Source organism: Pseudomonas sp. CCC3.1, from assembly GCF_034347405.1.
Classification (GTDB): domain Bacteria; phylum Pseudomonadota; class Gammaproteobacteria; order Pseudomonadales; family Pseudomonadaceae; genus Aquipseudomonas.
The window spans coordinates 4856852-4878023 of sequence record NZ_CP133778.1; the positions used below are offsets into that span (position 1 = coordinate 4856852).

Annotated in this window: 17 protein-coding genes; 1 reads left to right on the forward strand and 16 read right to left on the reverse strand. The window is 59.6% G+C overall.

Translation table 11 applies throughout. The features are described from left to right. Nucleotides 1–40: 40 nt before the first annotated feature. On the reverse strand, nt 41–937 hold the full coding sequence (locus tag RHM56_RS21160) for a LysR family transcriptional regulator (protein WP_322235769.1): 897 nt from the start codon (nt 935–937) through the stop codon (nt 41–43). Nucleotides 938–1088: 151 nt separating this feature from the next. On the opposite strand from RHM56_RS21160, the gene RHM56_RS21165 reads away from it, so the two are divergent. After that, nucleotides 1089–2336: an MFS transporter gene (locus RHM56_RS21165; RefSeq protein ID WP_416194923.1), complete on the forward strand. Its 1248-nt coding sequence runs from the start codon at nt 1089–1091 to the stop codon at nt 2334–2336. Between the two features lie 95 nt (nt 2337–2431). On the opposite strand, the gene gspM is transcribed toward RHM56_RS21165, so the two are convergent. From gspM to gltB, 15 genes are all read right to left on the reverse strand, one after another. Then, a complete protein-coding gene (gene gspM, locus RHM56_RS21170) occupies nt 2432–2878 on the reverse strand; it encodes a type II secretion system protein GspM (protein ID WP_322235773.1) in 447 nt (148 codons plus the stop codon). Next, on the reverse strand, nt 2875–3936 hold the full coding sequence (gene gspL / locus RHM56_RS21175) for a type II secretion system protein GspL (protein ID WP_322235775.1): 1062 nt from the start codon (nt 3934–3936) through the stop codon (nt 2875–2877). The genes gspM and gspL overlap by 4 nt, the downstream gene beginning before the upstream one ends. Continuing rightward, entirely contained in the window at nt 3936–4790 is an 855-nt protein-coding gene (locus RHM56_RS21180) for a type II secretion system protein GspK (protein WP_322235777.1), read from the reverse strand. The genes gspL and RHM56_RS21180 overlap by 1 nt, the downstream gene beginning before the upstream one ends. Next, nucleotides 4790–5350: a type II secretion system protein GspJ gene (locus RHM56_RS21185; protein ID WP_322235779.1), complete on the reverse strand. Its 561-nt coding sequence runs from the start codon at nt 5348–5350 to the stop codon at nt 4790–4792. Before RHM56_RS21185 ends, RHM56_RS21180 begins: the two co-directional genes overlap by 1 nt. Next, nucleotides 5343–5711 carry a type II secretion system minor pseudopilin GspI gene (gspI, locus tag RHM56_RS21190; RefSeq protein WP_322235781.1) on the reverse strand — a complete coding sequence of 123 codons (369 nt, stop codon included), beginning with the start codon at nt 5709–5711 and terminating at the stop codon, nt 5343–5345. The genes RHM56_RS21185 and gspI overlap by 8 nt, the downstream gene beginning before the upstream one ends. Then, nucleotides 5701–6189: a type II secretion system minor pseudopilin GspH gene (gspH, locus tag RHM56_RS21195; RefSeq protein WP_322235783.1), complete on the reverse strand. Its 489-nt coding sequence runs from the start codon at nt 6187–6189 to the stop codon at nt 5701–5703. The genes gspI and gspH overlap by 11 nt, the downstream gene beginning before the upstream one ends. Before the next feature lie 3 nt (nt 6190–6192). Then, a complete protein-coding gene (gene gspG / locus RHM56_RS21200) occupies nt 6193–6633 on the reverse strand; it encodes a type II secretion system major pseudopilin GspG (protein WP_322235785.1) in 441 nt (146 codons plus the stop codon). A gap of 3 nt (nt 6634–6636) precedes the next feature. Beyond that, nucleotides 6637–7836 carry a type II secretion system inner membrane protein GspF gene (gene gspF, locus RHM56_RS21205; protein WP_322235787.1) on the reverse strand — a complete coding sequence of 400 codons (1200 nt, stop codon included), beginning with the start codon at nt 7834–7836 and terminating at the stop codon, nt 6637–6639. Between the two features lie 2 nt (nt 7837–7838). After that, entirely contained in the window at nt 7839–9311 is a 1473-nt protein-coding gene (gspE, locus tag RHM56_RS21210) for a type II secretion system ATPase GspE (RefSeq protein WP_322235789.1), read from the reverse strand. Next, the gene (gspD, locus tag RHM56_RS21215) at nt 9308–11224 is read right to left on the reverse strand and encodes a type II secretion system secretin GspD (protein ID WP_416194868.1); all 1917 of its coding nucleotides are present in this window, start codon (nt 11222–11224) and stop codon (nt 9308–9310) included. The genes gspE and gspD overlap by 4 nt, the downstream gene beginning before the upstream one ends. Before the next feature lie 9 nt (nt 11225–11233). Continuing rightward, nucleotides 11234–11764: a type II secretion system protein N gene (locus RHM56_RS21220; RefSeq protein WP_322235791.1), complete on the reverse strand. Its 531-nt coding sequence runs from the start codon at nt 11762–11764 to the stop codon at nt 11234–11236. 183 nt (nt 11765–11947) lie between these two features. After that, nucleotides 11948–13423: an N-acetylglucosamine-binding protein GbpA gene (gene gbpA, locus RHM56_RS21225; RefSeq protein ID WP_322235793.1), complete on the reverse strand. Its 1476-nt coding sequence runs from the start codon at nt 13421–13423 to the stop codon at nt 11948–11950. 334 nt (nt 13424–13757) lie between these two features. Beyond that, a complete protein-coding gene (hemE, locus tag RHM56_RS21230; protein WP_322235795.1) occupies nt 13758–14825 on the reverse strand; it encodes a uroporphyrinogen decarboxylase in 1068 nt (355 codons plus the stop codon). A 193-nt stretch (nt 14826–15018) separates the two neighbouring features. After that, nucleotides 15019–16437 (reverse strand): FAD-dependent oxidoreductase, encoded by a 1419-nt coding sequence (locus tag RHM56_RS21235; RefSeq protein WP_322235797.1) that lies wholly within the window; start codon nt 16435–16437, stop codon nt 15019–15021. A 33-nt stretch (nt 16438–16470) separates the two neighbouring features. Then, nucleotides 16471–20919, reverse strand: a complete 4449-nt coding sequence (gene gltB, locus RHM56_RS21240) for a glutamate synthase large subunit (protein WP_322235799.1) — start codon at nt 20917–20919, stop codon at nt 16471–16473. Nucleotides 20920–21172 lie beyond the last annotated feature (253 nt).

Consider the following 21172-nt stretch of genomic DNA (forward strand, 5'->3'; position numbering starts at 1 on the left):
AGGAAGGCCGCTTTGTTATGTCAGCTATATCCGTTCACTCCTAGGGCTTCACCATCTTGCGCGTCACCAGCTCAGCAAACGCCTTGGCCATCGGCGAGGGGTTGCCTTTGCGTTGCACCAGCCACACGGCGGTGCTGGCGTCTGTGTCGAGCAGGGGCCTGTACACCACGCCTTTGATGCGCATGTGCTGGAACGACGCGGGCAACACGGACACACCCAACCCCGCTGAAACCAGCCCAATGATGGTCATGGCTTCGCCCGCTTCTTGTGCGATGTGCGGGCTGAAACCCGCTTGGCGCGCCAGGCTCAGCAGTTGCGCATACAACCCGCTGCCGTAGCTGCGCGGGAAGAAGACGAACGGTTCGTCAGCCAATGCCCCGATGTAGAGGCCGTTTTCGCTGCCTTCGGCCAATGGGTGCTCGGCCTGAATGACCGCCACCAAGGGCTCGCTGAACAGTTCCACGGCCACCAGCGAGTCTGCCAAGGGGAACGGGCGCATGACGCCGATTTCGATCGACTCTTCCACCAACGCCTCCGCCACGTCGCGGCTGCTCATTTCCTTGAGGTTGAGGTGCACCGCTGGGAAGGCCTGGCGAAAGGCAAAAATGGCCTGCGGAATGCTTGAGTTGAACGGCGCTGAAGAGGTGAAGCCAATTTTCATTTCGCCCAGTTCACCCAACTGCGCACGGCGGGCGACGTCGGCGGCTTTGTCGACTTGCGCCAGCACCTGACGCGCCTCGTCGAGAAACAATCGCCCGGCTTCGCTGAGCGCGACCCGACGGTTGGTACGCTCGAACAGCCGCGCCCCCAGCTCTTGTTCCAGCGCCTGTATTTGCTGGCTCAACGGCGGTTGAGAGATGCCCAGCAACTGGGCGGCCCGGCCAAAGTGCAGTTCTTCGGCGACAGCGATGAAATAGCGTAAATGGCGCAGTTCCATGCAAACTCCATTAAGTCGTTAAACCTATCAAACAGGTCGAATAATATATTGGAAAGAATCGTTAGCGGGCTATATTCTTTTGCCATTGCCGTTTGGCTGCACGCGTTATGAGGTCCCCGTGAAAACTGCTGTCGCCCCCCTCGCTCACGAAATCCCGCCCACTGCACTGGATGATGTTGTCGCTCAACTCAATGACGTGTTTATCGAGAAAGGCACGCCGATGTTCATGCGAACGGTGCTGGCGCTGTTCTCGGGCGGTTTTGCGACGTTTGCCCTGCTGTATTGCGTGCAGCCAATGATGCCGATGCTGTCCCATGAATACGGGATTAACGCCGCGCAAAGCAGCCTGATTTTGTCGGTGGCCACCGGGATGCTGGCTATCGGCTTGTTGGTGACCGGGCCTATTTCTGATGCCATCGGGCGTAAGCCGGTGATGGTGTTTGCATTGTTCAGTGCAGCTGTTTTTACGTTGCTCAGTGCATTTATGCCGAGCTGGGAAGGCGTGCTGATTACCCGCGCGCTGGTGGGGTTGTCGCTGAGCGGGCTGGCCGCTGTCGCCATGACGTATTTGAGCGAGGAAATTCACCCGCAACACATTGGCCTGGCGATGGGGTTGTACATCGGCGGCAATGCGATTGGCGGGATGAGCGGGCGGTTGATCACGGGGGTGTTGATCGACTTCGTCAGTTGGCACACCGCGATGCTGGTGATCGGCGGCCTGGCATTGGTGCTGGCCCTGGTGTTTGTGAAGATCTTGCCGGAGTCGCGTAACTTCCGCCCGCAAACCATGAACCCGCGCAGCCTGTTGAACGGCTTCACCATGCACTTTCGCGATGCCGGTTTGCCGTGGCTGTTTCTGGAAGCGTTTTTGCTGATGGGCAGCTTTGTGACGCTGTTCAATTACATCGGTTATCGCTTGCTGGCCGATCCGTACAACATGAACCAGGCCGTGGTGGGCTTGCTCTCGGTGGTGTACCTGTCGGGCATTTACAGCTCGGCACAAATTGGCGCGCTGGCTGACAAACTGGGCCGTCGCAAAGTGCTGTGGGCAGTGATTGTGCTGATGCTGGCGGGTATCGCGCTGACCCTGTTCGAACCCATCGCGCTGGTGATTATCGGCATGCTGCTGTTCACCTTTGGCTTCTTTGGTGCGCACTCGGTGGCCAGCAGCTGGATCGGCCGCCGTGCAACTAAAGCCAAGGGCCAAGCCTCGTCGCTGTACCTGTTCTGTTACTACGCCGGGTCGAGCGTGGCCGGGACCGCAGGGGGCTTTTTCTGGCACTACGCGGGCTGGAACGGCATCGGTGCGTTCATCGGCGCTTTGCTGGTGATCGCCCTGCTGGTGGCGCTGCGTCTGGCCAAACTGCCCGCGTTGCCGGGTAATAGCCAGCCTGTGTAGCCGCTGCCGCAGGCTGCGATGGGTTGCGCAGCGACCCTGCTTTAAAGCGAAGGCCCTTCGGTCCTTATCGCAGCCTGCGGCAGCGGCTACAGAGGTTATGGGTTATTGATCTGTAGTTGCACGTGCAGAACCTGAGCGCTTTTTTCCAGGCTCAGGCTCTCGAATTCGGCGCCTTCTTGCTCGATGCGATTAAGCCACTCCAGTACCGTCAGGGCATTGCCGCTCAAGCTGATGCGCAACCTCTGCGTGTCCACGTCAAACTGCTGCACAGTCAGCCCCGCACTCGCGGCGCTTTCGCTGAGGCGGCTGCTCAAGGGTTGCGTGTAAACCCGGGTCGCTCGCGTGGGCTGCGCTCGCTGTACCTCTGCCGCTTGTGCAACGCGTTGGGCATACAGCGTTTGCGCCACGGCCAGCCGTTGCTGCGCAGGCTGCCACACCCCGTAGAAGCCAAAGACAGCCAACAGAAATACCGCGAGCACCCCACACAATTGGCGATCACGGCGTGGCAGTTGCAGCCAGCGCTCACGCACACGGGCCTTCATAAAGCGTCCTCCAGGGTGAGTAAAGCCTGCACCCGGTTGCCCTGCTGGCTGGCGTTGCCCAAGGTGATCGGCAGTGCGCTTTGCAAGCCTCGCTCGCGCAGTTGCTCAAGCTCGGCAAAGTTGTTGGCGGTGATGGTTAAGGTCCAGCCGACGGCGGCGCGCCATTCCATGCGTTGCACGTCCACGCTGCTGGCACCGATCACGTGCTGGGTTAACTGAAGCAAGCGCGCCATGTGCCCGTTTTGCCGGGCTGCGCCTTGCTGCTGCAGGGCGTTGAGTTGCGCAGACAAATCGACGATGCGGGTGTGCTCCGGGTACAGCGCTTTAAAACGCTGTTCGCTCAGGGCATAAATCCGCGCCGCCTCGCTCTCAAGGAAGCTGCTGCGCAGATGGCTCGCCCCCACGGCCAGGGCAACGATCAGTAAGGCGGCAACACTGAAACCTCGCCAAGGCAGACCCTGCGAGGTGCGCCGAAACTCGCCTTGCAGCAGGTTGATGGCATCAGGCGGCGCGGCACTGAGATCAAACGTTTGCTCAACCGCTGTACCGAGCGGCCCGTCTTTCAGGGCGTCCAGCGCCTGAAGGGTTAACGCCAGCCGCAGGTCCAGCGCGCCGCCTGCCAACCAACGCCCGTCCCACTCTGCAATGCTCGGTTGCTCGCGGGGCAACAGGTCGGCGTCCACGTGCACGCTGACGATGTTCAAGCCGCGCGCCTGCAACTGCGCCAAGATATTTTTGAAGTGCTGACGGTTAATCACTAGCAACGGGTAGCGCCGCTGTGCATCCATGGGGCCGACGGCGATGTGCAGGTCATCAAGGTCATCCGCCAGTTGATCTTCCACTGCAAAGGCCAAGGCCTGAACGCTCGGTCGGCGCCTGCCCGGCCAGGGCTCGGTCAGCAGCCAACTGCACATTTCCATGGGCAGAATCAGTTGCACATCGCGCGCGCCCAGGGCCTCGGCGGCCTCGTTCAGTGAGGTTTCGTAGGCGGTTTTTTCGTCGTGCCACAGGTAGACCCGCGTATCGCTGTGCGAGGTGAGATAAAGCCGGCTGTTCATCAAGAAGCTTCGCTGTGTTCAGGGGCTAAAAAGCGCCGTTGTAGAAGGTGCCATCGGCCGGTTTTGAGGTCGCGGGCCATGTCGCTTTCGAGGCGCAAGCGGCTTTGCCCCACACGTACGCGGGTGGTGATGCGAAACCAGCGGCTGCCAGTGCCCAACCCGGCCGCTTGAAGCCCCAGGCCGATCAGCGCCGGGGTGAAGGTGAAGTCCTCGACGCTGGCGAACCCCTGCAACGGCCGCTCGCTCAGCAAGCGATGAGCCATGCTTGGTGTGACGCCTTCGAGGGTGGCGAGCAACGTGGAGGAAGCGGTGTTGATGTTGAGCGTCGCGTCTTTGCCCAGCAGGGCGATCCAGGGATGCATGCGTGCGTACCAGCGGGCGTCGGCACCCGGTACCCGACGCAATTGGCTGATGTCACTCAGGTTCAGGCCTTGCAGCGCGCTGGCGTCTACGGGTGGCAGCTCAAGCTGGGTTTGCAGGCGCAACCAACGCTGTTTCAGCACCTCGTCGACAGCGCCTTGAGTGAGCAAGGTGCTGACGTTGAAACGGGCGGCCAAGTCTTCGATTTCGACCTCGATGTGGCCGTTGTCGATCAGCCATTCGGGCCGACCTTTGGCCCAGGCCTGGCCTGCTGCAACGGGCAATTTGGGGTCAGGCAACAGCGTGTACAAACGCTCTCGCGCCCAGGCTTCCCCGGCAAACGCCCATTGGCGCAATTGCAGTTGATGGAGTTGCTGAGCGCTGCTGTGCAGGGCCAGACGGTGGTTGCGCAACATGCCTGCGGTCACCAGCAGCGCAAGGCTCATCACCAGCAGCACGGTGAGCAATGCAATGCCTTGCTGCCCCTTGCGCATCACTCGCCCTCCGGCAGCAGAATCACGCGGCGAAGCTGTTCAAATCGGCCCGCTGAGAACTGCATTTCAAGGGCTTGGGGCATCCCTTTGGGGGCCGCTTTGCCGCTCGGCCAATCGATGCGCCAGCCCAGGTTGCGGTCGTACAGCCGCCAGCGCAGATCGCGCACGTCTGTGAGCAGTTTTTGTTTTTGCAGTTCGCCGCCTTCAAGGCCCTGGCTGTAGCGCCAAAGCACACCGTTTTCCAGCTTGTAACTGACGTCTTGCAGTTCGCTGCGCGGCTGGCCCAGCGGGTTGCGCCAGTTGGCGCGGCGCACGTTGAGTTGGTTGGGGTAAAGCGCCAGCCCGGGAAGCTTGGCCGAGGTGTGCAGGTGCAATGCATCGCGCTCGATCAGGGCCACGGCGCGCTGCAAGCCGCGCAAGGTCTGCTCGTGGGCGCTGCTGCTGCGTTCGGCGCGCAGCACGCCATCAAACAGCCGCCAGCAAGCCACTCCCAGCAAGGCAAAAATGGCGATGGCGATCACCAGTTCGAGCAACGTAAAACCCGCTTGCGGCTTAGTCATGACTGCGCGCCAGCCAGTGCGTCACGCTGAGCAAGGCCGGATCACTGCCCGCCGGGCTGACGCTCAGTTCTACCCGTAACAGGCCCGTGTCGGGCTCGCTGACGATGCGTTGAACCAGACGCCACTCGCGTTGAGCAAAACGCTGCGTGAGTGTTTTCGATCCTATGGCCAAAGTAGCGCTTTGAAGGTGCAGTTCACTCAGATGATTGTCTGCTAACCAACCTGCCAGCAGTCGGGCTTCGACCCGTGCGCTTTGCCTCAATACGTATTGGCTGGCAGACATGACAGCCGCCGCCAAGGTCGCGAACACGGCCAGGGCGATCATGACTTCCAGCAAGGTAAAGCCTTTTTCAGTACGCATCGGTGACCTCGGACGCTTCGAGCAGCGGGTTGCCAAGGCCATCGCTGTACAGGCTCTGCCAGCGCAGCGGCGGGCTGTCGAAGTGCAAGGCAAAGGGGGTGTTTTCATCACTGCTGAGCCACAGCAACTGTGGGATCTGTTCGCCTGCGGCAAGGCTGTGCACACGCCCCTCCAACACCAGAGTCAGCAGCACACCGGCGGACAGTTTTACCGGCGCCTCGACGGCCTGCCAGGTCGCCCCTTGCAGACGCATCTGCTGGTAGGCTTCGGGCTCCAGCCGCAGGCCGTATTCCTGCCCGTCCAGCACCGCCTTCTCGCGCAGCCCTTGCATCAAGGCGAGCATGGCCCGGGCTTCTTGTTGCGCATCACGGGCGCGGTTGTCACCCAGGCTGATATGCACCATTGAGACCAGCACGCCGATCAGCACCATCACGACCATCAGCTCGATCAAGGTGAAGCCCAGCGATGAATAACGCATGCCTCAGTTGCTCCAGTTGCCAATGTCAGCGGCATGCTCTTCACCGCCAAGCACACCATCTGACCCCAACGAAAACAGGTCATAACCCGCCGAGTGGGTCCCCGGATTGAGGTATTGATACGGCGTGCCCCAAGGGTCGACCGGCACGTTTTTGAGGTAGCCCTGCGGGTTCCAGTTTTTCGCCACCGGCGTGCCGGACGGGCGGCTGACCAGCGCCTCAAGGCCTTGCTGGGTAGAGGGGTAGTTGAAGGTGTCGAGGCGGTACATTTCCAGCGCAGTGCTGATGGCCTGAATGTCGGTGTGCGCAGCAGTGACTTTGGCCTGGTCGGGGCGGCTCATGAACTGCGGCACGACAATGGCGCCCAGCACGCCGATGATGACGACCACCACCATGATTTCAATCAGGGTAAAGCCACGTTGAGTTGATGTTCGAAGGGTATTCATCGGTCAATTCACCAGTTGATTGAGGCTAAGAATCGGCAACAAGATGGCCATGACGATCAGCAAAACCACGCCGCCCATCAGTACCAACATGATTGGTTCAAACAAACTCACCACCAGCGCAATGCGCGCTGCGAGGGTTTTTTCCTGCTGCTCGGCAGCCCGCGCCAGCATGCTGTCCAGCTCACCGGCACGTTCGCCGCTGGCAATCAGGTGCAGCATCATCGGTGGGATGTCACCGCTGCGTTCCAGCCCACGGGCCAGCGTTGCGCCTTCACGAACGGTGCGCGCGACATCGAGCATGCGTTGGCGAATAGCGAGGTTGGCGATCACCGTGGCCGAGATTTCCAGGGCATCCACCAGCGGCACGGCGCTCTTGCCCAGAATCGACAAGGTGCTGGCAAATCGTGCAGCCTCCATCGCCCGCAAGACCCCGCCAACCATGGGCAGGTTGAGCAGCAGCGCATGCCAGCGCAGTTTCAAGGCAGGCTGCTGCAATGCCCAGCGCGCCGCACCCGTGACGGCGAGCAACAGCAGCAACAACAGCCAGCCGTAGTGACGCAAACCCGTGCTCAGGGCGATCAGCACCTGAGTCAGCGCGGGCAGCGGCTGGCCGCTGTTCACAAAGATTTTGACCACGTCCGGCACCACGTAGCCCAGCAGAAAGCCGACGATGGCGAACGAGGCAATTAACAGAATCAGCGGGTAAACCAGTGCCAACTGGATCTTCTGGCGCGAGGCATGACGGGCTTCGGTGTAGTCGGCGAGCTGTACGAGCACATGCCCCAAATGGCCACTGCGCTCGCCCGCCGCCACGGTGGCGCGAAACAGTTCCGGGAAGGCCCGAGGGAACGCTGACAGCGCCGTCGCCAAGGCATGGCCTTCGGTGACGCGGTTGCGCACGGCGAGCAACACGTTGCTCACGTGTCGCTTGGCACTCTGCGCTGCCACCGCGCCCAAGGCTTCTTCAAGGGGTAAACCGGCATGGATCAAGGTCGACAATTGCCGCGTGACAAGGGCCAGATCGGTGACACCCAGCCGCCCGCGCGTGCGCGCCGCACGGTTTTTTCTGGCTTCGTTCAACTGGGTCGGGCGCAAACCGCGCTCGCGCAATAGCTGCCGCGCATGCCGCGCATTGTCGGCTTCTTGCTGGCCTCGGCAGTTACGCCCATTGGCGCCCTGCGCCCGGTACTCAAAGGTCGGCATGCTCAGTCCTCCAGGGTCACGCGCAGCAGTTCGTCAAAGCTGGTCAGGCCTTGGAGCACCAGACGTTGGCCGTCCTGAAACAAACTGGGGGCGTGTTCGCGCGCCTCACGGATCAGGTCCGGCTCGCTGGCCCCCTGATGAATCAGTTCTGCCAGTGCCGGGGTGATGCCGACCAGTTCATAAATCCCGGTGCGCCCGCGATAACCCTGCTGGCAATGGCGACAGCCCTGCGGCTGGTACAAGGTGACGTCAGCCTGTGGATCGAGCCCCAGCCGCTGGCATTGCTGCGGGTCGGCGCGATAAGGGGTTTTGCAGTCGGCGCACAGGGTGCGCAATAAGCGTTGGGCCAGCACGCCGACCAGCGAAGACGCCAGCAGGTAGGCATCGACGCCCATGTCGACCAGACGAGTGACCGCGCCCACCGCACTGTTGGTGTGCAGGGTCGACAGCACCAAGTGCCCGGTGAGCGAGGCTTGTACGGCGATTTCAGCGGTTTCGTGGTCGCGGATTTCACCGACCATGACCACGTCCGGGTCCTGCCGCAAAATCGCCCGCAAGCCACGGGCGAAGGTCATGTTGGCCTTGCTGTTGACCGGCGTTTGGCCGATGCCGGGCAGGTGGTATTCCACCGGGTCTTCGACGGTCAGGATGTTGCGGGTCGGGGCGTTGAGGTGGCTGAGCGCGGCATACAGACTGGTGGTTTTGCCCGAGCCGGTGGGCCCGGTGACCAGAAAAATCCCGTGGGGCCGGGCCAGTATGTGTTCAAAGCGGCTCAGGGTTGACGCGGGCATGCCCAGGCATTCCAGGTCGAGGCGCCCGGCCTGTTTGTCGAGCAGGCGCATCACCACGCGCTCGCCATGCGCTGACGGCAAGGTCGAGACGCGTACATCGACTTCATGCCCGGCCAGCCGCAGGCTGATGCGGCCGTCTTGCGGCACGCGTTTTTCGGCGATGTCCAGCCGCGCCATGACTTTGATCCGCGATACCAGCAAGTTCGCCAGTTCGCGTTTTGGTCGCAGCACTTCGCGCAGTTGGCCGTCGATGCGCATGCGCACCGACAAGTAGTGCTCGAAGGTTTCCAGGTGCACATCCGAGGCTTTTTCACGCATGGCTTCACGCAGCAGCGCGTTGATCAAACGAATGATCGGCGCGTCGCCCTCCTGCTCCAGCAAGTCGGCGGTTTGCGGCACCTGTTCGGCCACGCTCATCAGGTCGAGTTCGCTGTCCAGCCCCTGCGCCACTTGCTCGGCGGCGCTTTGCCCGGCGCTGTAGCTGCTGGTCAGGCGCTCGTTGAACTGTGCATCCGGTACGCGTTGCAGCCGCATTTCAACACCCGCCCAGCGCTGTACTTCGGCCAGCACGGTCAACGGCGTGTCGCTGCGTATCAACAGGCTCGCAGGCTGGGTCGCGGTGTCCAGCAGCACCCCGAAACGTCGAGCAAAGCTGTAGGGCAAGCGCACCGGCGACAGGCTCATGGACGGGCTGCTTTGGGGCGGCGCAGGTCAACGGCATCCGGGTCTTGCAGGTTGCCGTCAAACATTTGGTGCGGGTCACTGGGCAGCAACAGCGAGTTGCTGTCTTTGGACGACGGTTGGCTAAGGTTGCGCAACGCGTTGTAGCGGTCTTCGCTGATCTCGCGAATATCGTTTTTGCTGCGCACAATGGTTGGGCGCAAAAACACCATTAGGTTGGTTTTGGTGTGGGTGTCTTTGCTCCAGCGAAACAGCGCGCCCAAGTAAGGAATGTCACGCAGCAAAGGCACACCGCTGACCTGGGTGCGCACGCTGTCTTTGATCAAGCCGCCGATGACAATGATTTCGCCATCTTCCGCAAGGATGGTGCTCTTGAGAGCGCGTTTGTTGGTGATCAGGTCGGAAGAGTCCACCCCTTGCAGTGAAGGGGCCAGTTCGGAGTTTTCTTGCTCCACCTCCAGGCGCAACGAGCTGCCGTCATTGATGTGCGGCTTGATTTTGAGGCTGATGCCGATGTCCTGGCGGGTCACCGTGGTGAACGGGTTTTGCGAGCTTTCGCCCGTGCCGGTGTAGGAGCCGGTCTTGAAGGGCACGTTTTGCCCCACCAGAATCTCGGCTTCCTGATTGTCCAGCGTCAGCAAGCTGGGCGTGGACAGCACGTTGTTGTTGGTGTCACTGGCCAGCGCCGAGATCAACGCATTGAAGCGGTCACCGCCCAGTTGCAGCACAGCACCTTCGGGCAGCGCGGGATTAGGCCCCGAGAGTGCGCCGACCTGGATATTGGTGCCCGGGAAGTTGATAGCGCCTTGAACGCTGCCCCTGTTCACCCCCCATTGCACGCCGAGGGTATCGACAATGTCGCCGGAGATTTCGACGATGGCGGCATGGATCAACACTTGTGAGCGCGGCTGATCAAGCTGGCGCAAGATGTTTTCCAGGCTACGCACTTTCGCCGGGTCAGCCATGATCACCAAAGCGTTTTGGCTTTCATCGGCGGCCACCATCACCTCGCGGGCACTGGCCTTTTGCGTGGCACCGGCCAACGCGGCGTCCTGTTGCATGCCCTGGGCGACGGTTTCGAGCACCTCGGCCAATTGCTTGGCGTCACTGTGACGAAGACGTATGACCCGCGAGTTTTCGGACTGCCGGGCAGGCTTTGTATCCAGCGAGTGCGCCAGTTTGCTAAACCGTTCACGCACCGCTTTATTGCCCAGAATCACCAGCCGGTTGGCCGACGCATCGGCAATCACCTGACTGCTCGGCCCGGTGCTTTTTTTGTCCAGTGACTGCTGCATCACTTTGGCGACATCACTGGCCTGTGCATGCAGTAGCTCGACCACCGAATAGTCATGTCGCGTACCGCCATCCAGTTGGCGAACCAGTTCGGCAATACGCCGGGTATTGGAGGCGGTGTCGGTAATGATCAGCGCATTGGCTGAGGCGGAAGGCCCGACATAACCGCTGGTCGACACCAAGGGGCGCAGCAGCCCCGCCACGTCAGCCGCCACGCTGGCATTGAGCTCGATGACTTGCGTGACAAAGCCCTGCTCGGACCCGTCAGGATTGCCCGCGCGGGCTTTGGCCTCGGCAGCGGGAATGATCAATAAACGATCACCTTGATCGACGACGGCAAAACCATGCGCATCCAGCACCGCGTAAAACAGCTCACGCACGCCATCACGGTCCAGCGGTGCTTCAGACATAACGGTAATGCGACCCTGCACCCTTGGGTCGAGCACGATGGTGGCGCCCAATACCGATGACATTTCCTGCACGACATCGCGCAGCTCGGCGTCTTTCATCGCCAACAGCCAATACGGCTCCTCGGCCAGCACATCGCTTTGCAATAGCGCTGTACTGAGCACAACACCACACATTAAAAGACGGCCGATGCCGAACACGTTGGGCCTGGTCATGATGTTTCTCTAAGGTTGTTCGGCAAGGGGCCGCAGATAAAGGGAGGTTGCCTGAGCCGGTGTAGCAGGCGTTTGGCGGGCAGGTAGCAGGTGACGGCCCGGTGGTTTGAGCAGCAGACGCTCTTCGCGGTTGTTGCGCCAAAGCACCACGTGCGAGACCTCAATACGACGCAACACACTGCCCCCCGGCAGCCGTTCACCGACGCGGTAAAAGCGCGCTTGCTGGCTGCCCACCAGCAACGCCTGCGACGCGCCATGGCTGGACACGAGGCTGGCACGCAGCTCCAACGGCTCGGCGCTGCTTGCCAATGCACCTTGAGGTTGCAGGCCCAACACGGCTGCGATGGCATCCGGTTCAAATGGATCAGGCGCAGGTACTGAAGCAGGACGAGCAGGTGCCACGGCCGGAACCACCAGCGATTGGCGGTACAACCCCTCTTGCCAGGCTAAATGCACGCCATACCCCAAACATACCCCCCACAGCAGCACCTTCAGAATGAGCGGTAAGTAGCGCGTTATTGCACCCAAAAAATTATTCAAAACCTTTTCATCTGCAAGCCATTAATAAATAAAAAATTACTCACTGTTAAAACGAACCCTGTAGGAGCGAGCTTGTCTCGCGATCTTTTAATTGTTTAAAAGATCGCGAGACAAGCTCGCTCCTACAGTTGTCGGTGGATAACGATTAAATTAAAAGCATTACCCAGCCTTGATCACACGGACTTACTTCTCAGTCCACGCCATGTTCCAGCTCGCGCCGACACCCGGCTCGAAACCATTGGCATTGATGTTGTATTGAATGCAGTAGCCCGAACTCGGGAACGGCTGGCACTCATAGACTTTGTCGTTTTTAGGTTGAAGCACCAACGTGCCCGCCTTGTAACCCGCAATGCCTTCAGGGAAAACAAAGTCGTATTCCTGAGCACCGCCTTCACCGGTCAGGTTGATCGACTTGAGGTCCTGGAAGTTTTCACGGCCATCTTGACTGGTCGCAATCAGCTTCAAGGAATGCTCGCCCGGCGCGCTGATCACCGCAATGCTGACAGGTGCGGTGGTGGCGCTCACGGTTTGCTTGGTGTAACCCACTTGCTTGTTGGCGGCGTTGAACACTGTCGCTTCCAGCGTGACGTTTTTGTTGGTCATCACGGTTAAACCAACGGTGCCACGGCCTTTTTCCAGCACGTACTCCGGCGCAACATCATGCAGGTGCAGATAAGCGCCCGGATCTGGAACCATCACGGTCTGCATTTCGTAGCGGGTTACGCCACTTTCGGCTTTCGCGTAGAAGGTATTTGCGCCTTTGATTGGCTCAATGTCTCCGTTTTCATTACGCACGCCTGCACGCACCAAAGGCTTGTTGGCCGCGTTCACGACATTTGCCAGTTTGTACGACCAATTGGCTGGCTGGCCTTCTTCTGGCTTCTCAATGGCGACACCGAAGCTGTATTCAGCGCTCTCGGAGCTGCCGGTAAAGGCACGAGCCTTGACCGAGTCACCTGGCAGCAATGTTTGGGTTTGCGAAATCGAACCGACGTTTTTCCAGCCATCCGGGTCGGCAATCTGCGCGGTGATGTTGACATCCACGACGTCATAGAACGAAGCGGCAGTGTCATCCACTGTCCAGACACCCAAAATAAGGTGGTGGCCACTGCGGTCTGACGGGATCGAGCAGCTGTGTTTGTCCTTGCCCTGGCCATTACCACCGGCTGCGCCGTCGATAGGCACTGCGCCGCCACCTTCAACCTGGCAGAACGGTGTCAGCTCAAAGCTATCGCGAGAAATTGGCAGGTTGGGGTTCCAGCCGCTTTTGGTGATGAAGTACTGCCAGCGAGTACTTTTGTGGGCTGCGGTATAGAACCAACTGAATTCGATGTTGTGATCCTTGATTTCAGTCAGGTGCCAACGGTTGGCAGACTGGGCATCCAGTGCCGCGAAGCTGGCATGGCCACCACTTGCGATCTTGCCGTCGGCTGGACCGAATTCAGGAAACCCCTTAGGGGCTTCGCCGACGGTCTGCGGCTCATACTGAGCTTGGCCGCAATCAATGTTCAGCCCTTGCTGGCAAGCATAAGCCCGCGATGGCGGTGAGTTCATGTAGCCGTGAGCGGCTGCGTGTTGAGCCGTAAACAGGGTCGCCATCAGCGTCAGCGATGATGCGCACAGCATCAGATTGCGCGGCTTTGAAAGTGCAATATTCATTTACAACCTCGGTCTATTTATTATTTAAAAAGATAAAACTCGCGCTCTCTGTTCAACGCACAGCGATATAAACAACGCGATATGACAGAGAGAGCCCTACCACAGGTAATTACAGCAAACTAAGAAAATTCCTACGCGACAGACTATAAGTTTTAAAAGACTCATGACTGCCCGCAATCGGGTGGGAAGATTTATTTATTCCGACAACTTAATATGTAGGATTATTCCTAAATACATACGGGGAAAATCTGAATTGCTTTATTTATAAACAATTAAAACAAAAACGCCCGGCATTGGCCGGGCGCTCTAACGATAGATACTCGTAAAACTGCACTTACTCGTGATATTGCCCCGAGAACTCATGTACGGCGCTGATAAACGCACCGGCGTGCTCAGGCTTCACTTCCGGGGTAATGCCGTGACCCAGGTTGAACACATGGCCCGAACCTTTGCCGTAACTGGCCAGAATGCGTTTGACCTCGGTGCGGATGGCTTCCGGGTTCGCGTACAGCACGGTGGGGTCCATGTTGCCTTGCAGTGCCACTTTGTGGCCCACGCGGCGGCGGGCTTCACCCAGGTCACACGTCCAGTCCAGACCCAGCGCATCGGCACCCGCGTCGGCGATGCTTTCAAGCCACAGGCCACCGTTTTTAGTGAACAGGATCACCGGCACCTTGCGGCCCTCGTGCTCGCGGATCAGGCCGCTGACGATTTTGCGCATGTAAGCCAGTGAGAATTCCTGATACGCCGCCGATGACAGGTTGCCGCCCCACGTGTCGAAAATCTGCACGGCCTGAGCGCCCGCCAGGATCTGACCGTTCAGGTACGAAGTCACGGACTGCGCCAGCTTGTCGAGCAACAAGTGCATGGCTTGCGGGGTGTCGTAGAGCATGGCCTTGGTTTTGCGGAAGTCTTTGGACGAGCCGCCTTCCACCATATAAGTGGCCAGGGTCCATGGGCTGCCCGAGAAGCCGATCAGCGGCACACGGCCATTGAGTTCGCGGCGAATGGTGCTGACCGCGTTCATCACGTAGCCAAGGTCTTTTTGTGGATCAGGGATCGGCAACGCTTCGATGTCCGCCAGCGTGCTCACGACTTTTTTGAAACGCGGACCTTCGCCGGTTTCGAAGTACAAGCCTTGGCCCATCGCATCGGGAATGGTCAGGATGTCGGAAAACAAAATGGCCGCATCCAGCTGAGGGAAACGGTCCAGAGGCTGCATCGTGACTTCGCAGGCGAATTCGGCGTTCTTGCACAAGCTCATGAAATCACCGGCCTTGGCGCGGCTGGCGCGGTATTCCGGCAGGTAGCGACCGGCCTGACGCATCATCCAGACAGGCGTTACGTCTACGGGTTGCTTGAGCAAAGCGCGAAGGAAACGGTCATTCTTGAGATCAGTCATGTCAGCATCCGGAAAAAAAGTGGGGGCATTTTCTCAGAGACGGACGCAAAAGGCACGGCAAGAGCCGTGCCTTTTATCTATCGGGGCGATTTGACGCGGGGTGACACACTTTTTGCTGTAGGAGCGAGCTTGTCTCGCGATCTTTTAAACGATCAAAAGATCGCGAGGCAAGCTCGCTCCTACAGGGGTCAGGTTAAACGCCCAGGTAATCCATGATCCCTTCTGCCGCCGTGCGGCCTTCGAAGATCGCGGTCACTACCAGGTCAGAACCGCGCACCATGTCACCACCGGCAAAAATCTTCGGGTGGCTGGTCTGGTGCTTGAACTGCGACTGCTCAGGCGCAATCACGCGGCCCTGGCTGTCGGTCTGGATGTCGAACTGCTCAAACCACGAAGCCGGGCTTGGACGGAAACCGAACGCGATGATCACGGCGTCTGCCGGGATGATCTCTTCGGAACCCGGAATCGGCTCAGGGCTGCGACGGCCACGGGCATCCGGCTCGCCGAGACGGGTCTCGACCACTTTCACGCCTTGAACCTTGCCTTCACCCACGATGGCAATCGGCTGACGGTTGTAGAGGAATTTCACGCCTTCTTCTTTGGCGTTTTTCACCTCTTTGCGCGAGCCGGGCATGTTGGCTTCGTCACGACGATACGCACAGGTCACCGATTTGGCGCCCTGACGGATCGACGTCCGATTGCAGTCCATGGCCGTGTCACCACCACCGAGCACCACCACCTTTTTGCCTTTCATGTCGACGAAGTCTTCCGGCGACTTTTCAAAGCCCAGGTTGCGGTTGACGTTGGCGATCAGGAAGTCCAGCGCGTCGTGCACGCCCGGCAAGTCTTCACCGGCAAAGCCACCTTTCATGTAGGTGTAGGTGCCCATGCCCATGAAGACCGCGTCGTACTCGGCCAGCAGTTCTTCCATGCTGATGTCTTTGCCGATTTCGGTATTGAGACGGAACTCGATACCCATGCCGGTAAACACTTCGCGACGATGGCTCAGAACGGTTTTTTCGAGTTTGAACTCCGGGATGCCGAAGGTCAGCAGACCGCCGATTTCCGGGTTTTTGTCGAAGACCACCGGGGTTACTCCACCACGCACCAGCACGTCAGCACAGCCCAGGCCCGCAGGCCCGGCGCCGATGATCGCCACGCGCTTGCCGGTCGGCACCACTTTGGACATGTCCGGGCGCCAGCCCATGGCGAAGGCGGTGTCGGTGATGTACTTCTCGACCGAACCGATGGTCACTGCGCCAAAACCGTCGTTGAGGGTGCAAGCACCCTCGCACAGCCGGTCTTGCGGGCACACCCGGCCACACACTTCGGGCAGGGTGTTGGTTTGGTGCGACAGTTCAGCGGCGGCGAGGATGTTGCCCTCGGCCACCAGCTTGAGCCAGTTGGGAATGAAGTTATGCACAGGGCATTTCCATTCACAGTACGGGTTACCGCACCCCAGGCAGCGGTGGGCCTGGTCGGCCGACTGCTGGGGTTTGAAGGGTTCGTAGATTTCCACGAACTCTTTTTTGCGTTGACGTAACAGTTTCTTCTTCGGATCTTTGCGCCCGACATCGATGAACTGGAAGTCGTTACTCAGACGTTCAGCCATTGTTAAAACCTCATCAAACTCTTCAGGCGCATATCACTGCGGGTTGGCACGGATGCTGGATAGCAACGTTTTCAAGCTGGCAGCCTTAGGCTTGACCATCCAGAAACGACGCAGATAATCATCGAGGTTTTCCGCGAGATTACGGCCCCACTCGCTGTTGGTTTCCTCAACGTATTCGTCCAGCACGTGTTGCAGATGGTTGCGATAGGCTTCCATCGCTTCGCCGCTGATACGCTGGATCTCCACCAATTCGTGGTTCACCTTGTCGACGAAGGTGTTGTCCTGATCCAGCACGTAGGCGAAACCGCCGGTCATGCCCGAGCCGAAGTTGTAACCGGTTTTGCCCAATACGCAGACGAACCCGCCTGTCATGTATTCGCAGCAGTGATCGCCAGTGCCTTCAACCACGGTGTGAGCACCGGAGTTACGCACTGCGAAACGCTCACCTGCGGTGCCCGCGGCGAACAGCTTGCCGCCAGTGGCGCCGTACAGACAGGTGTTGCCAATAATCGCGCTGTCCTGGGTTTTGTAGACGCTGCCTGCAGGCGGCACAATCACCAGCTTGCCGCCGGTCATACCTTTGCCCACGTAGTCGTTGGCATCGCCTTGCAGGTACATGTTCAAACCACCGGCGTTCCACACACCAAAGCTCTGACCGGCAGTGCCTTTGAAGCGGAACGTGATCGGCGCCTTGGCCATGCCTTGGTTGCCGTGAGCGCGGGCGATTTCACCCGAGATACGCGCACCAATCGAACGGTCACAGTTGCAGATGTCCAGCGCGAACTCGGCACCGCTCAGGTCGTTGATGGCCGAGCTGGCCATCTCAACCATCTTCTCGGCCAGCAGGCCTTTGTCGAACGGCGGGTTGCGGTCAACCTGGCAGAACTGCGGCTTGTCAGCCGGGATGTGGTCGCTGCCCAGCAACGGCGTCAGGTCGAGGTGGTGCTGCTTGGCCGTCTCGCCTTGCAGGATGTCCAGCAAGTCAGTACGACCGATCAGTTCTTCGAGGCTGCGCACGCCCAGCTTGGCCAGCCATTCACGGGTTTCTTCGGCCACGTAGGTGAAGAAGTTGACCACCATGTCGACGGTGCCGATGTAGTGGTTTTTACGCAGCGATTCGTTTTGCGTGGCCACACCGGTCGCGCAGTTGTTGAGGTGGCAAATGCGCAGGTATTTGCAGCCCAGCGCGATCATTGGCGCGGTGCCGAAGCCGAAGCTTTCAGCACCCAGGATGGCCGCCTTGATCACGTCGAGGCCGGTTTTCAGGCCGCCGTCAGTCTGCACCCGCACTTTGCCACGCAGGTCATTGCCGCGCAGGGTCTGGTGGGTTTCAGCCAGACCCAGCTCCCACGGCGCGCCCGCGTATTTGATCGAAGTCAGGGGCGATGCGCCGGTGCCGCCGTCATAACCGGAGATGGTGATCAGGTCGGCATACGCCTTGGCCACGCCAGCGGCGATGGTGCCAACGCCCGCTTCCGCCACCAATTTGACCGAGACCAGCGCTTTAGGGTTGACCTGCTTGAGGTCAAAAATCAGCTGCGACAAGTCTTCGATGGAGTAGATGTCGTGGTGCGGCGGTGGCGAAATCAGGGTCACGCCGGGTACGGCGTAACGCAGTTTGGCGATCAGACCGTTGACCTTGCCGCCTGGCAGTTGTCCGCCCTCGCCCGGCTTGGCGCCTTGGGCAACCTTGATTTGCAACACTTCGGCGTTGACCAGGTATTCGGGGGTCACACCGAAACGGCCAGTCGCCACTTGTTTGATTTTCGAGCTTTTGATAGTGCCGTAACGCGCTGGGTCTTCGCCACCTTCACCGGAGTTGGAGCGGGCGCCCAAACGGTTCATGGCTTCGGCCAGGGCTTCGTGCGCTTCTGGCGACAGGGCGCCGAGCGAGATACCGGCCGAGTCAAAGCGCTTGAGGATCGAGTCCAGCGGTTCGATGTCGTCGATGGCCAATGGCGTGTCGAGGGTTTTGACCTGAAACAAGTCGCGGATCATCGACACCGGGCGTTTGTCGACCAGCGCGGTGTATTCCTTGAACTTGCTGTAGTCGCCCTGCTGCACAGCCGCTTGCAGGGTCGCGACCACGTCCGGGTTGTAGGCGTGGTATTCGCCGCCGTGCACGTACTTGAGCAGGCCGCCTTGCTGAATGGCCTTGCGCGGGCTCCAGGCTTCGGCTGCCAGCAGCTTTTGCTCGGCTTCGAGGTCGACAAAACGCGCGCCCTTGATGCGGCTTGGCACACCACGGAAGCTCAGGTTGCACACTTCTTCGGACAAGCCGATGGCTTCGAACAGTTGCGCACCGCGGTAGGAGGCAATGGTCGAGATGCCCATCTTCGACAGGATCTTGAGCAGGCCCTTGGTGATGCCCTTACGGTAGTTTTTGAACACTTCGTAAAGGTCGCCCAGCACTTCGCCGGTGCGGATCAAGTCACCCAGCACTTCATAGGCCAGGAACGGGTACACCGCCGAGGCGCCAAAACCGATCAGGACCGCAAAGTGGTGCGGGTCGCGAGCCGTAGCGGTTTCTACCAGGATGTTGCTGTCGCAACGCAGGCCTTTTTCGGTCAGGCGGTGGTGAACAGCACCGACTGCCAGCGCAGCGTGAACCGGCAACTTGCCCGGCGCGATATGACGGTCGGTCAGCACGATCTGGCTATGGCCAGCACGCGCAGCTTCTTCGGCCTGATCGGCGATGTTGCGCACGGCGGCTTCAAGGCCAATCGACTGGTCGTAGTTGAGGTCGATGATCTGACGCTCAAAGCCCGGCAGATCGAGGTTCATCAGCGAACGCCATTTGGCAGGCGAGATCACGGGCGAACTGAGGATGACGCGCGAGGCGTGCTCCGGCGATTCCTGGAAGATGTTGCGCTCGGCACCGAGGCAAATTTCCAGCGACATGACGATGGCTTCACGCAGCGGGTCGATCGGCGGGTTGGTGACCTGCGCGAACTGCTGGCGGAAGTAGTCGTACGGCGTGCGCACACGCTGGGACAGCACAGCCATTGGCGTGTCGTCACCCATCGAACCCACGGCTTCGTAGCCCTGCTCGCCCAGTGGACGCAGCACCTGATCGCGCTCTTCGAACGTGACCTGGTACATCTTCATGTATTGCTTGAGCTGATCGACGTCGTAAAACGCAGAACCGTGGTCGTTGTCCTCGATGGTGGCCTGAATGCGCAGGGCATTCTTGCGCAGCCACTGTTTATAAGGGTGGCGCGACTTCAAGCGATTATCGATGGAGTCGGTGTCGAGCACCTGGCCGGTTTCCGTGTCGACCGCGAGGATTTGCCCCGGGCCCACACGGCCTTTGGCGATTACGTCTTCAGGCTTGTAATCCCACACGCCGATTTCAGAGGCGATGGTGATGTAGCCATTGGTGGTCGTGACCCAGCGCGCCGGGCGCAGGCCGTTGCGGTCGAGCAGGCAGACCGCGTAACGACCGTCGGTCATGACCACGCCCGCCGGGCCGTCCCACGGCTCCATGTGCATGGAGTTGTACTCATAGAACGCCCGCAGATCGGGGTCCATGGTTTCAACGTTCTGCCACGCAGGTGGAATCAGCATGCGCACGCCACGGAACAGGTCGATGCCGCCGGTGACCATCAACTCCAGCATGTTGTCCATGCTGGAGGAGTCAGAACCCACGCGGTTAACCAGCGGGCCGAGCTCATCGAGGTCGCCGATCAGGTCATTGGCAAACTTGGTGCGACGGGCCAGTGCCCAGTTGCGGTTGCCGGTAATGGTGTTGATCTCGCCGTTGTGGGCAAGAAAGCGGAATGGCTGAGCCAGCGGCCATTTCGGCAGGGTGTTGGTGGAGAAGCGCTGGTGGAACACGCAGATCGCGGTTTGCAGGCGCTCATCGCTCAGGTCTGGATAGAAGGCGGTGAGGTCCGCCGGCATCATCAGGCCTTTATAAATGATGGTCTTGTGAGAAAAGCTGCAGATGTAGTGATCCGTGTCGGCCGCGTTGGCTACCGACGAGCGGCGACGGGCGCTGAACAGCTTGATCGCCATGTCCTGATCGCTCAGGCCTTCACCTGCGATGAACACTTGTTCGATTTGCGGCAGACGCTCCAGCGCCAGACGACCCAGCACGCTGGTATCAATCGGCACTTTGCGCCAGCCGACCAATTGCAGACCCGCCGCGAGGATTTCGCGGTTCATGTGGGTACGGGCTGCTTCGGCCTTGATCGGGTCCTGGTTGAAAAACACCATGCCGACCGCGTATTGCTTAGGCAAATCGGTGCCGAAGTGTTCTTTGGCGGTTGCACGCAAGAACAGATCAGGCTTTTGAATCAGCAGGCCACAACCGTCACCGGTCTTGCCGTCTGCGTTGATCCCACCGCGGTGGGTCATGCAGGTCAGGGCCTCAATGGCGGTTTGCAATAGGGTATGACTGGGTTCGCCCTGCATATGGGCAATCAGGCCGAAACCACAGTTATCCTTGAATTCATCGGGGTGGTACAGACCTGCTTTCATAGACACTTTCTCACCAGGCTGCCCCAAAAAAGGGCAAATTTCTTTTAATTCAACCACTTGCTTCCCGCGCTGAACGTACGCCAGCTTGGCAGGAGCAAAAGGGTGGTCATTCTACACACCGACACAGAGGCTCACAAATTAAGCGGCGACTGGCCGTAAATTTATGTCGCATTAATGAAGGTTTAAAGCGATTGCTCGTGCTAGTCAAAACATTTTTGATGTTGACCGCCACACGGCGCAGACACCACAAAGC